This window comes from Streptomyces sp. NPDC002232 (genome assembly GCF_042890295.1).
Lineage (GTDB): Bacteria > Actinomycetota > Actinomycetes > Streptomycetales > Streptomycetaceae > Streptomyces.
In genome coordinates this window covers 297,643-309,343 of record NZ_JBIARV010000007.1, presented here as the reverse complement: position 1 = coordinate 309,343, position 11,701 = coordinate 297,643, and the positions used below count along the sequence as shown (strand labels likewise).

The window sequence follows — 11,701 nt, the reverse complement described above, 5'->3', positions numbered from 1 at the left end:
GGGGCCCGCCGGGCGGACATCATTCGGCCGCGATATCCACAGGCCGTGACGCATCCGGCCGCGCCCGGTTACGCTGTGGTGCCCAGCTCAGAAGGTGTGCGGGGCGCGGCAGTTGGGAACAGCCCGCACAGGTACTCGCGCGCGATGGGGGCGGCAGTGGCGATCGACGGTTTTGGACCCGGGGCTCAGATCCCCCTGCAGGGCACGGGCGGTGGCACGGGCGCGACCAGCGCGCTCGCGTCCGCCGCGTACCGTGACAGTCCCCTGGACACGATCAAGCAGGCGGACAACGACCTCTACAAGACCACGGTCAAGGAGGGGAAGTGGGGGCTGTTCAGCCCCGACCTCGGCGAGGCCTTCTCCCACGCGGTCCAGGTCCGGATGCTGGGCGGCGGCCGCAAGGCGCTGATCCAGTCCTTCGGCGCCGAACCGCAGCCGGTCGTGGAGCACTGCCTGGCCGCGACGCACCTGCGCAGGCAGCGGGACGTCAAGCTGACCCTGATCACGATCTTCTGCGGCGTGCTGTTCCTGCCCGGGATGCTGCTGTGGCTCGGTGTCATCCAGCTCCGCCGGTTCGTCGCCGGCTCGGAGAACAAGCGCAACAGCGCCCTGGGGACCGTCCTGCTCTGGGGCGCCGGGATCTTCGCCGCGCTGGTCCTGGTCAAGCTGCCCCTCGGCGGGATCCTGCCGAACTACCTGCGCGCGATGATGGTGGCCCCGGTCATCGGCTGGTTCCTGGCGAGCCGGATCTGCCAGCGGACCGCGGTCGACCTGCGGGCGCGCTGGAGCGGGCTGCTCGGCGGCGGCGGGGTCGGCCCGCACGTCCCCAAGTCGGCGCCCCGGGACCCGGGCGAGAAGGCCGCCGAGGAGCTCCGGGTCAACCTGGAGAAGCTCTCCGCGGAGCAGCAGTCCAACATCGTCTTCTACGCAGGACCGAAGGGGATCCTCGGTCTTGGCACCCGCTGGGGCAGCTGGACGCTCGCCGAGGAGCTGGTGCCGCAGGCGGGCAAGGAGCTCCACGCCTTCCGCTCGTGGGACGTCGTCCGCAGGATCCACGACGAGCTGACGCTCCTGGAGCGCGGTTCCCTGAAGACCGGCTTCCCCAAGCCGACGGTCAAGCACTGGATCGTCTCCCCGGTCGGCGAGGGCGCCGACGAGGTGAGCCGCCCCGAGGGCGACAACATCGTCCACTACCAGGTCAAGCCGCACGAGATACAGCGCATCTGCAACGAGCAGCAGTTCGGCGCGGGCAACCGCCACTACCTCGGTGTGCAGTTCACCCTCTGGGACGGCAATCTCGTCCTCACGATGATGGTCACCGTCACCTCGCTCCACCACACGCTGCGGATCGAGGTCACCGGTCACGCGCTCGGTCCGGTCCACGGCCTCTTCACCACGAAGCCGAAGGGGAAGAGCAGGGAGGTCTCCAAGACCGTCCGCTTCTGGGAGACGAAGGAGATCCAGCAGCCGGTCCTGACGACGAACGACATCGTCCGGCTCGCGGTGCGCGCCCCGCTGACCTGGTACCCGCCGGTCCTGGAGTTCCTCGGCGGCAAGATGAGCCTGCCCGAGCCCTTCGGTCTGCGGCACGTCTGGGCCGGTCCGCTCTGGAAGAACCGCTTCATGGCGGACGACGCGATCCGCATGGCCACGCCCGTGCTCCGCGCCGTGCACGCCGCGACGATCAAGGTCCTCGACGAGCACAACGTGGAGACGGACCGCTTCACCAACCGCTCGCTGATTCTCAGCGGCGGCATCCAGGAGCCGGGCCCGAGGAAGGCCGACGTCTACGACGCCTGACCGGACCGCCGGACCACGGGGCCGCGCGCCCGGTGGTCCGGCGCTCCGGCCCGGGTGGATCTGCGAGAGGCACGGCCCGATGGGCCCCCGCCGCGCGACCCCGGTTCAGTGACTCAGAGGGCGGCGGGCCAGGCGTCGGCCAGCATCTTCCGGGTGTCCGCGAGCAGCTGCGGCAGCACCTTGGTGTGGCCCACGACCGGCATGAAGTTGGTGTCCCCGCCCCAGCGCGGCACCACGTGCTGGTGCAGGTGGGCGGCGATGCCGGCGCCCGCGACGGCGCCCTGGTTCATGCCGATGTTGAAGCCGTGGGCGCCGGAGGCGGCCCGCAGCGCGACCATCGCGCGCTTGGTGAAGCCGCCGAGCTCGGCGGTCTCCGCCTCGTCGAGGTCGGTGTAGTCGGCGACGTGCCGGTACGGGACCACCATCAGGTGACCGCCGTTGTACGGGTAGAGGTTGAGCACCGCGTACACGCTCCGGCCGCGCGCGATCACGAGACCGTCCTCGTCCGACTTCGACGGAATCGAGCAGAACGGACAGCCGTCCTCGGCCCCCGGCCCGGTCGGCTTGTTCTCGCCCTGGATGTACGCCATCCGGTGAGGCGTCCACAGGCGCTGGAACGCGTCCTGCGTCCCCACTCCGATCTGCTGCTCCGGCTCAGTCGTCATGCCGAGCAGCATATTGCGTCGTCCGTTCGGAACGTGTCGCCGGGGCGGAAGATCCATGCAGCGGCCATGCTGATCCGATGGACGCGAGGCAGGAGAAGCAGGAGCGCTGGGACCGTCGCATGGAGAAGCCGCTCATGCTGGCGTCCCTGCTCTTCCTCGCCGGGTACACGGTGCGGGTGCTCGCCCACGGCATGGACCAGGTCTGGCTGGACCTCTGCCTGGCCCTCACGCTCGGGTCCTGGGGCGTCTTCATCGTCGACTACGTGGTGCGGCTGCGGCTCAGCGGTCTCCGTCCGCTGCGCTTCCTCCGCGCGCATCTCCTGGGCACCGTCGTGCTGCTGCTGCCCCTGCTGCGGCCGCTCCAGATGGTGAAGATCTACGAGCAGATCCAGCGCCGCCACGACAAGCCGCGCCTGACCCTCTACGCCCGGGTCATGGCGTACTCCAGCCTCACGGTCGGCCTGCTCGGATTCGCGGGCGCGCTCGCCGTCCTCCAGCACGAGCGCGACGCCCCGGGGGCCACGATCCACACCCTCGGCGACGCCCTCTGGTGGGCGGCCGAGACGCTGACGACGGTGGGGTACGGCGATGTCACCCCGGTGACGCCGACGGGCCGGCTCATCGCGGTGGGCATGATGGCCTGCGGAGTCGCGCTGATCGGCGCGGTCACGGGTTCGTTCTCGTCCTGGCTGATCCAGACGTTCCGGCGGGAGGACGAGAAGAGGCCCCCGGACGATTCCCCGGGGGCCCCCTGAGCCCGTGGCCCCCGGACGATTCCCCCGGGGCCCCCTGAGCCCGTGGCCCCCGGACTATTCCCCGGGGGCCCCTGAGCCCGTGCTGCGGGCGGATCAGACCTGGACGCGGTCCTCGACGACCTTGGCGATCTTGGCGATGGCCTCGTCGACGGGGATGCCGTTCTCCTGCGAGCCGTCGCGGTAGCGGAAGGAGACGGCGCCGGCGGCCATGTCCTCGTCACCCGCGATGATCATGAACGGGACCTTCTGCTTCTGCGCGTTCCGGATCTTCTTCTGCATCCGGTCCGAGGAGGAGTCGACGTCCACCCGCAGGCCCTGCTTCTTGGCCTTGGCGGCGAACTCGTGCAGGTAGTCGACGTGCGCGTCGCCGATCGGGATACCGGTCGCCTGGACCGGCGCCAGCCACGGCGGCATGGCGCCCGCGTAGTGCTCCAGGAGCACGGCGAAGAACCGCTCGATCGAGCCGAACAGCGCGCGGTGGATCATGACCGGGCGCTGCTTGGTCCCGTCCGGGGCGGTGTACTCCAGGTCGAAGCGCTCGGGCAGGTTGAAGTCGAGCTGCACGGTCGACATCTGCCAGGTGCGGCCGATGGCGTCCCGCGCCTGCACCGAGATCTTCGGGCCGTAGAAGGCGGCGCCGCCCGGGTCGGGGGTCAGCGGGAGGCCCTGCTTCTCGGCGACCTGCTGGAGGACCGCGGTGGCCTCCTCCCACACCTCGTCCGAGCCGACGAACTTCTCCGGGTCCTTGGTCGACAGCTCCAGGTAGAAGTCGGTCAGACCGTAGTCGCGGAGCAGGTTGAGGACGAAGGTGAGGGTCTTGTCGAGCTCCTCCGCCATCTGCTCCTTGGTGCAGTAGATGTGCGCGTCGTCCTGGGTGAAGCCGCGGGCCCGGGTCAGGCCGTGCACGACGCCCGACTTCTCGTACCGGTACACGGTGCCGAACTCGAACAGGCGCAGCGGCAGCTCACGGTAGGAGCGCCCGCGCGCGTCGAAGATCAGGTTGTGCATCGGGCAGTTCATGGGCTTGAGGTAGTAGTCCACGCCCTCGTCGAGCTGCATGGGGGGGTACATGCCCTCGGCGTACCAGTCCAGGTGGCCCGACTTCTCGAACAGCTTGCCCTTGGTGGCGTGCGGCGAGTAGACGAACTCGTAGCCCTCCTCCTCGTGGCGCTTGCGCGAGTAGTCCTCCATGACCCGGCGGATGATGCCGCCCTTGGGGTGGAAGACGGCGAGGCCGGAGCCGATCTCGTCCGGGACGGAGAAGAGGTCGAGCTCGTTGCCCAGCTTGCGGTGGTCGCGCTTCTCGGCCTCGGCCAGGAAGTCGAGGTGGGCCTTCAGCTCGTCCTTCGACGGCCAGGCGGTGCCGTAGATGCGCTGGAGCATCGGGTTCTTCTCGCTGCCGCGCCAGTAGGCGGCGGCGTTGCGCATCAGCTTGAAGGCCGGGATGTTCCGGGTGGTCGGCAGGTGCGGACCGCGGCAGAGGTCCTTCCAGCACAGGTCGCCGGTCTTGGCGTCGAGGTTGTCGTAGATGGTCAGCTCGCCGCCGCCCACCTCGACGTTCGCGCCGTCGTCGGTCGAGGCGGAGCCCTTGATGCCGATGAGCTCCAGCTTGTACGGCTCGTCCGCCAGCTCCTCGCGGGCGGCCTCGTCGGTCACCACGCGGCGGGCGAAGCGCTGGCCGCGCTTCTGGATCTCCTGCATCTTCTTCTCGATGACCTTGAGGTCCTCGGGGGTGAAGGGCTTCTCGACGTCGAAGTCGTAGTAGAAGCCGTCCCGGACCGGCGGGCCGATGCCCAGCTTGGCCTCGGGGAAGAGCTCCTGCACGGCCTGGGCCATGACGTGCGCGGTCGAGTGGCGCAGGATGTCGAGACCGTCCGGGGAGGAGATCTCGACGCCCTCGACGACATCGCCGTCGGCGAGCTCGTACGACAGGTCCTTCAGCTCGCCGCCCACGCGGGCGGCGATGACGGTGCGGTCGTCGGCGAACAGGGCGCCGGCGGTGGTGCCCGCGCTCACCGCCCTCTCCTCTGCCTCCGAGGCGGACTGGACGGTCACACGGACATCAGACACGGGTGCTCCATACATAGGGGCGCTGGCAGACACGAGGTGCCGGCGCCGGCGACGCGCGGCAGAGACGAGGTGCCGCGTCGTCACCGATCCTACCGACCGGTTCGCACCGCCCGCGAAAGGGTTTCCCCGGGTCACCGCTCCCCCGGGTCACCGCTCCCCCGCCGTGCTCCCCTCCGGCCGTTCCTCCTCCGCCCCCGCCCGTCCCCCGCCCTTCTTCCCCTCCTGCTACTCCTCCTCCGGGCCGCACGCCTCCTCGAAGAAGTCGAGGTTCTCGTGCAGCGCCTTGAGCAGCCGGTCCCGTTCCGTCTCGTCGACCTGGACGGGGACGACCCCGGAGGCCTCGGTGAGGCGGCGGAACCCGCCACGGCTCTCCAGGCGCCCCACGACCCGGATCGGGAGGCCGACGAGATGGGCGTGGCCCGCCGTGCGGTACGCCTCCTCGTCGAGGGCCACCCGGACGTGCGGGACGTCCGCCCCGGCGAGCACCCGGAGCCGTACGATCCCCTCGCCGCGCGGTCCGGACCGGCGCATGCGGACGACGGCGCCGGTGAGCCGGACGGGCACCGAGGGCTCGTCGGTGAGGTAGCGGGCGCTCGCCTCCCGCAGCGCGGGCAGGTCCCCGGGCGAGAACTCGACCGGCTCGGGCCGGGCCGCGCACCCCTCGGGCGCCCCGGCGGCGGGCGCCCACTCCAGGGCGATGCGGGCTCCCTCGGTGCCCCGGACGAGGGCGACGAGCGCCTCGGTGAGCTCCCGGCTGACCCCGGCCTCGACGGCGGTGTCGAAGGCCTCCATGCCGCCGGTGGCCCGCTGGTAGTCGGTGGCCTCGCGGGCCGCGTACAGCGCGTGGTAGAGCCGGACGGCGATCGGGCGCCCCGGTTCGACCGGCAGGAAGGCGGTCAGCCCGCGCCCTCCGGGCGGCGCGCCGACGACCACGGTCTCCAGGGAGGTCTGGGCGGCGCGCCGGTGACGGGCGCCGTAGTAGCCGGCCCGGCCGCGCACGGCGAGGGCACCGGCGAGCAGGAGCTGGCGGGCGGCGGACCTGAGCTGCTCCTGCACCGTCCAGGGGACGGCGCCGGCCGGGCCCGGGGGCACGTCGCGCCACCAGCGGATCTCGTCGCTGGGCACGGAGAGCCCGGTGAGGACCTCGCGGGCGGAGGGCGTGGCGCTGCGGGCGAGGGCGGTGAGCGCCTCGCCGAGCAGGTCCTCGCAGTCCGGGAAGGCGCGGCTCTCCGGGACGAGGAGGCTCGTGCCGGTGCCGCTGCCGGGCGGCGTCCAGCGGCTGTAGCGGCCGACGGCGCCCCCTCGGCGGCGCCAGCCGTGGCGGGCCAGGAGGGCGCCGAGGACGCGGGGGTCGACCCTGCCCGGATCGGGGGTGCCCTGGGCGTCGGCCCAGGGTCCGAGGGGCGGGGCGGGGATGCCGGTCCAGGGCCCGGGCGTCTCGCCGGGCGCCGGGTGGGGCCGGTAGGGCGGGGGGACGGGGCCGTGCCCGGCCCCGTCCCCCTCGTGCCCGAATCCCGGCTCGTCGATCGGTCGGTGCATCAAGGTCTCCCTCCCACGCCGACCCGGGTCATGATCTCGCAGAGCGCCCGGTCGTCGAAGATCCGTGTCGTCGGGATGCGCACGGTGGTCCGGCGGCGTCCCGTGACCGGGTGTCCGGCCAGGTTGATCCAGTAGCAGCAGTGCCGCAGGTCGAGCCGGTCGTGGCCCGCCCGCAGCCAGTCCTCCTGCGCCCTCGGGACGAGCATCACCACCAGGATCTTGTGCACGGACACCGGTGTCCGGGCCAGTTTCGCCAGGTGGTCGTTGTCGAGGGTGAAGGAGAACGCCGTGGACGCGCTCCCCGGCGCGCGCGGCGGGATCTGGTAGGTGCACTTGAGCTGCACCTTGATGGTCACTTCGTCGTCGACGGTGTGCCCGGGAGCGCCGTGGCTCACGTGCCAGTCGATGCCGTTGTCCGGAAAGGGCTGGGACAGCGAGCAGCCGGCCGCGGCGGCGACGGCGTGCAGGTATCCCACCTGAAGGGTCTCCATGCAGGCGGTGGTGGCGAGTGAGCCGCGCGTCGGCGCCGCCCGCTGGGGCGGCAGCCCTCCCGACTCGGGCTGGGCGAGCGCCATGTCTTCTTCCTTCCCCGTCCCTTCTGTTGTGACCGGTCCGCGTACGACGCAAACAGTCCGGGTATCACCGTTTCGGGGCAGGGGGTTGGCCATCTGCCGCACGTGTGCAGGGAGTTCGGGGATGTCGATGCACTGGTACGAAGGGCCCCTGGCCGCTTTCGACACGGAGACCACGGGAGTTGACGTCGAGGAGGACCGGATCGTCTCGGCCGCCCTCGTCGTCCAGGACACGCAGGGGGCGCGGCCGCGGGTGACGCGCTGGCTGGTCAACCCCGGCATACCGGTGCCGGAGGGGGCCACGGCGGTCCACGGCCTGACGGACGATCACCTCCAGCGGAACGGCCGGTGGCCGGCCCCCGTGATGGAGGAGCTGGCGCGCGCGCTGGCCGAGCAGTCGGCGGCGGGGCGGCCGCTGGTGGTGATGAACGCCCCGTTCGACCTGACGATCCTGGACCGGGAGCTGCGCCGGCACCGGGCCTCGTCGCTGGGCGACTACACGGCGGGCAGCCCGCTGACGGTGCTGGACCCCCGGGTCCTGGACAAGCACCTGGACCGCTACCGGAAGGGCCGCAGGACGCTGACGGACCTGTGCGCGCACTACGAGGTGGAGCTGTCCGGGGCGCACGACGCGGCGGCGGACGCGACGGCCGCGCTGGACGTCGTACGCGCGGTGGCGCGGCGCTTCTCGTCCCGCCTGGAGCGGCTGACGCCCGCCGAGCTCCACACGCTCCAGGCGGTGTGGCACGCGGCGCAGGCGCGGGGGCTCCAGGCCTGGTTCACCCGGCAGGGGACGCCGGAGACGGTGGACCCGGCGTGGCCGCTGCGACCGGAACTGCGCACGGCGGCGTGACCGGACGACAGAGGCCGGTCCGTCTTTCGACGGACCGGCCTCTACCCGGTGGGCGATACTGGGATCGAACCAGTGACCCCTTCGGTGTGAACGAAGTGCTCTCCCGCTGAGCTAATCGCCCGGGAACGGGTTGAACCATACAGGCCTTCGCGGCTCCGGTTCAAACCGCGCGCAGGCGGGCCGCGAGCCCCCGCCGGCCGCCGCGCATCATCAGGGCGTGGTTGGCGCGGAAGAGGGGCCGCCCGGGGACGGCGAGGGCGCGCAGCAGCCGGGCCCGGACCTCGACCTCCTGCTCGTACAGGGCGTGGGTGCCGGTCCCTTCCGGAGTGAGGGTCCAGCGGGCCCAGCCCTCCAGGTCGCCGCCGAGGCCGACCTCCAGGACGCGGGCCGCCGGGTCGCGGAGCCGGGCGTGGACGGTGACGACGAGGTCGTACGGCAGGAGGGAACGGAAGCGGGCGGTGCCGGTGGTGTCGTCGAGGGGGACGACCTCGCGGACCTGGGGCCACCAGCGGGGGTAGTCCTCGGCCCGTTCGAGGACGGCGTAGACGGCGTCGGGCGGCGCGGCGAGCCGCCAGACGCAGCGGAAGCGGTACCGGTTGCGGTCCATGCCCCCAGTGTGGGCGTACTCAGCCGGGAATCTGAGTACCGGGACGCATTCCCGCCGGTCGCGGCCGGAGCCACACTCCGGGTATGGACAACTCCCTGCCGCCCGCCGACGAGCTGGTGCTCGTCGACCGCGAGCTGGCTCAACTCGACGTGCGCCGGTCCCAGTTGCTGGCCCGCCGTGCCTGGCTGGTCCAGGTGCTGCGCCCGCCGCTCGCGGCGCCGGCGCCGTTCGGGCGTCCGGTGCCGTGGGCCGGGCCGGTCGCGGACTCGACGCCGCGCAGCGCGCAGAACGTGCTGCTGACGCTGGGCGGCACGCTGCTGACGATCGCCGCGGTCGCCTTCACCCTGGTGAGCTGGGGCTCGATGGGCATCGGCGCCCGCGCGTCGGTACTGGCGGTGGTGACGGGCGCGGCGCTCGCGGCTCCGGTGGCGTTGCTGCGCCGGGGGCTGGGGTCGACGGCCGAGGCGGTGGCGGCGCTGGGTCTGGTCCTGACGGTGCTGGACGCGTACGCGCTGCACCGGGTGGCGTTCCCGGAGACCGGGGGCCGTGCGTTCGCGGCGGTGGCGTCGGCGGTTCTCGCGGGCGCGTGGACGGCGTACGGCTCGGCCCTGTCCCGGCTGCGCCTGCCGCTGCCGGCCGCCGTGGTCGCGGCGCAGCTGCCGCTGCCGCTGGGGGTCCTGGCGGCCGGCGGCGGCCCGACGGCCTTCGCCTGGGCGGCGCTGGTCACGGCGGCGGCGGACACGGCGGTCGTGCTGTGGGCGCGTCCCCCGGCGGTCCGGATCACGGCGGGCACCGGCGCGGCCGCGCTGGGCGGCTGGGCCCTGCTGACGGGCGGCTGGCTGTCCCTGACCGCTCCGTGGAGCGGCGCTCCGCTCCTGCTCACGGCCGCCGCGGTGGCCCTCTTCGCGGCCTGGCGCGCGCCCGCGTCCGCGGTGGCGGCCTCGGCGCTCGCGGGCCTGGCGGTCCTGACGGCGGCCGGGGGCCTGCTGCGCGCGGCGCTCCCGGCGGACTGGGCGGTGCCGGGCTACGTCCTCTGCGCGCTGGCCCTCGCCGCGCCGGTCCTCGCGCGGACCGGGGCGGGCGCGAAGGCCGCCGGAAGCGGTACGGAGCGGGGCGCGGAGGCCTCCGGCGGACGGGACTCCGCACCGGCCGGAGGCGCACCCGGGACCTCGGAGGGGACGGCCGACGCGCCGGCGACCCCGGCCACGGGCCCGCGGGCCGGACGCTCCTCCGGCGCACCGGCCGGCTCCGTCGCCCGGGTGCCGCGCGGCATCGGGCTCGGCCTCGCCGGCGCGGGCGCGGGGGTCGCGGCGCTCGGGGTCGTGTGGGCGCTACCGCCGGTGGTGGCGGGGCTCCTGGGGCCGATGGCGCGGACCACGGCCGTCTGGTCGGGCGAGCACGCCGCCCGGCCCCTGGCCGTGTACCCGGCGACGGCCCTGCTGGTCCTGGCGGTCGCCGTGGCCGCGCTCGCGGCACTTCCCCGCCTCTGGGCCCGGTGCGGGGCGCTCGCCCTGGCCTGGGCCCTGCTGACGGCCCTGCCGGTGTCGTCCGGCCTCCCGTACACGGGGACGCTCGCCCTCCAGCTGCTCACGACGGCGGCGGCCCTGGGGCTCGCGGTCCGCCCGGGCCCGCTGACACGCGGCCTGCGCGCGGCCTCCCCCGCCGCCCCACCGGTCGCGGACGGCGGGGGCACCGCCGGTCCGGCCGCCGCCGCGCCCTGGGAGCCGCCGCCCCGGTCCACCACGCCTCACACGGCGCCTCCGGCCGCGGGCTCCGGCCCCTGGGGCATCCGGCCCGTGGGCGCGTCGACCGCGCGGCGCGGCGAGGCGCCGACGCCCGGGACCGTCCTCGGGTGGATCGCGTACGCCTGCGGTCTCGCCTCCGCCCTGAGCGCGGTCGGACTCTCCCTGGACGTCCGGGGCGCCACGTTCACCGCCCTCGGTGCGCTGCTCGCCCTCTTCGCGGGCGTCGCGACGGTCGGCCCGGACGCGCGCCGCGTGGTCTCCGCCTGCGCCGCCGTGCTCGCCGCGACGGGTCTCGTGGGCGCGGTGGCGGCCGCGGCCGGGTTCGCCGACCACTGGACGGCGCTGGCGCTGCTGCTCGTCCCGGCGGCGACCGCCGCCGTCGGCTCCAGGGTGCCGGGACGGGTGGCGCTCGCGGTCGAGGTCACGGGCGGGGCCGTCGGGCTGCTCGCCCTCGGGCTCGCCGCGTCCCGGCCCGCGTTCCTGGCGCTCGCGCTGGCCCTGGGCGGGGTGATCGCCGCGGCGACGGCGGTCCGCCCCGAGCGCCGGCGGTTCGCCTCCTGGGCGGCGGCGGCGCTGTTCCTGCCGGCCGCCTGGGTGCGGCTCGCGGTCTGGGACGTGTCGGTCCCGGAGGCGTACACGCTCCCGGTGACGGTGCCCGCGCTGGCCGTCGGCCTGCTGCGGCGGCGCCGGGACCCGGAGGCCTCGTCCTGGACGGCGTACGGCCCCGGTCTCGCGGTGACGCTGCTGCCGAGCCTCTTCGCGGCCTGGACGGACCCGGAGTGGGCGCGTCCGCTGGCCCTGGGGGTCGCGGCGCTCGCGGTGACGCTGCTCGGCGCCCGCTTCCGTCTCCAGGCGCTGCTGGTCCTGGGCGGCACCACGCTGGCCCTGGACGGGCTGCACGAGCTGGCGCCGTACGTGGTGCAGGTGGTGGACGCGCTGCCGCGCTGGCTGCCGCCGGCCCTCGCGGGGCTGCTCCTGCTCGCGGTGGGCGCCACGTACGAGCAGCGGCTGCGGGACGCCCGGCGGCTGCGGGAGCGGCTCGCGCGGATGCGGTGAGACGCCGAAGGCCCGGAGACGTTTCCGTCTCCGGGCCTT

Annotated in this window: 9 protein-coding genes and 1 tRNA gene; 4 read left to right on the top strand and 6 right to left on the bottom strand. The window is 73.9% G+C overall.

The annotated features are described in order from the left end of the window. Positions 1 to 144 precede the first annotated feature (144 nt). Entirely contained in the window at positions 145 to 1,800 is a 1,656-nt protein-coding gene (locus tag ACFYXU_RS33115; RefSeq protein WP_389461324.1) for a hypothetical protein, read from the top strand. A gap of 113 nt (positions 1,801 to 1,913) precedes the next feature. On the opposite strand, the gene ACFYXU_RS33110 is transcribed toward ACFYXU_RS33115, so the two are convergent. Then, positions 1,914 to 2,477, bottom strand: a complete 564-nt coding sequence (locus ACFYXU_RS33110) for an HIT family protein (RefSeq protein ID WP_389461322.1) — start codon at positions 2,475 to 2,477, stop codon at positions 1,914 to 1,916. Positions 2,478 to 2,542: 65 nt separating this feature from the next. Between ACFYXU_RS33110 and ACFYXU_RS33105 the strand changes: the two genes are divergently transcribed. Further along, entirely contained in the window at positions 2,543 to 3,220 is a 678-nt protein-coding gene (locus ACFYXU_RS33105) for a potassium channel family protein (RefSeq protein WP_376512016.1), read from the top strand. Positions 3,221 to 3,313: 93 nt separating this feature from the next. Here ACFYXU_RS33105 and thrS read toward each other — a convergent pair whose 3' ends face one another. From thrS to ACFYXU_RS33090, 3 genes are all read right to left on the bottom strand, one after another. Continuing rightward, on the bottom strand, positions 3,314 to 5,290 hold the full coding sequence (gene thrS, locus ACFYXU_RS33100) for a threonine--tRNA ligase (RefSeq protein WP_329850818.1): 1,977 nt from the start codon (positions 5,288 to 5,290) through the stop codon (positions 3,314 to 3,316). Between the two features lie 225 nt (positions 5,291 to 5,515). Further along, on the bottom strand, positions 5,516 to 6,829 hold the full coding sequence (locus tag ACFYXU_RS33095; protein WP_361393784.1) for a hypothetical protein: 1,314 nt from the start codon (positions 6,827 to 6,829) through the stop codon (positions 5,516 to 5,518). Then, the gene (locus tag ACFYXU_RS33090; protein ID WP_361393783.1) at positions 6,829 to 7,404 is read right to left on the bottom strand and encodes a DUF4365 domain-containing protein; all 576 of its coding nucleotides are present in this window, start codon (positions 7,402 to 7,404) and stop codon (positions 6,829 to 6,831) included. The genes ACFYXU_RS33095 and ACFYXU_RS33090 overlap by 1 nt, the downstream gene beginning before the upstream one ends. A gap of 121 nt (positions 7,405 to 7,525) precedes the next feature. On the opposite strand from ACFYXU_RS33090, the gene ACFYXU_RS33085 reads away from it, so the two are divergent. Further along, positions 7,526 to 8,254 (top strand): 3'-5' exonuclease, encoded by a 729-nt coding sequence (locus ACFYXU_RS33085; RefSeq protein WP_329850823.1) that lies wholly within the window; start codon positions 7,526 to 7,528, stop codon positions 8,252 to 8,254. Between the two features lie 49 nt (positions 8,255 to 8,303). On the opposite strand, the gene ACFYXU_RS33080 is transcribed toward ACFYXU_RS33085, so the two are convergent. Beyond that, positions 8,304 to 8,375, bottom strand: a tRNA-Val gene (locus tag ACFYXU_RS33080). A gap of 39 nt (positions 8,376 to 8,414) precedes the next feature. Continuing rightward, complete coding sequence (locus ACFYXU_RS33075) at positions 8,415 to 8,861, bottom strand: SRPBCC family protein (protein WP_376512014.1); 447 nt, start codon at positions 8,859 to 8,861, stop codon at positions 8,415 to 8,417. An 83-nt stretch (positions 8,862 to 8,944) separates the two neighbouring features. On the opposite strand from ACFYXU_RS33075, the gene ACFYXU_RS33070 reads away from it, so the two are divergent. After that, the gene (locus ACFYXU_RS33070) at positions 8,945 to 11,662 is read left to right on the top strand and encodes an SCO7613 C-terminal domain-containing membrane protein (protein ID WP_389461320.1); all 2,718 of its coding nucleotides are present in this window, start codon (positions 8,945 to 8,947) and stop codon (positions 11,660 to 11,662) included. Positions 11,663 to 11,701 lie beyond the last annotated feature (39 nt).

Bases quoted from the DNA above. Each gene is read 5' to 3' on its own strand.
- ACFYXU_RS33115 (WP_389461324.1), top strand. From the start codon at position 145: ATGGGGGCGGCAGTGGCGATCGACGGTTTTGGACCCGGGGCTCAGATC.
- ACFYXU_RS33110 (WP_389461322.1), bottom strand. From the start codon at position 2,477: ATGCTGCTCGGCATGACGACTGAGCCGGAGCAGCAGATCGGAGTGGGG.
- ACFYXU_RS33105 (WP_376512016.1), top strand. From the start codon at position 2,543: ATGGACGCGAGGCAGGAGAAGCAGGAGCGCTGGGACCGTCGCATGGAG.
- ACFYXU_RS33095 (WP_361393784.1), bottom strand. From the start codon at position 6,829: ATGCACCGACCGATCGACGAGCCGGGATTCGGGCACGAGGGGGACGGG.
- ACFYXU_RS33090 (WP_361393783.1), bottom strand. From the start codon at position 7,404: ATGGCGCTCGCCCAGCCCGAGTCGGGAGGGCTGCCGCCCCAGCGGGCG.
- ACFYXU_RS33085 (WP_329850823.1), top strand. From the start codon at position 7,526: ATGTCGATGCACTGGTACGAAGGGCCCCTGGCCGCTTTCGACACGGAG.
- ACFYXU_RS33075 (WP_376512014.1), bottom strand. From the start codon at position 8,861: ATGGACCGCAACCGGTACCGCTTCCGCTGCGTCTGGCGGCTCGCCGCG.
- ACFYXU_RS33070 (WP_389461320.1), top strand. From the start codon at position 8,945: ATGGACAACTCCCTGCCGCCCGCCGACGAGCTGGTGCTCGTCGACCGC.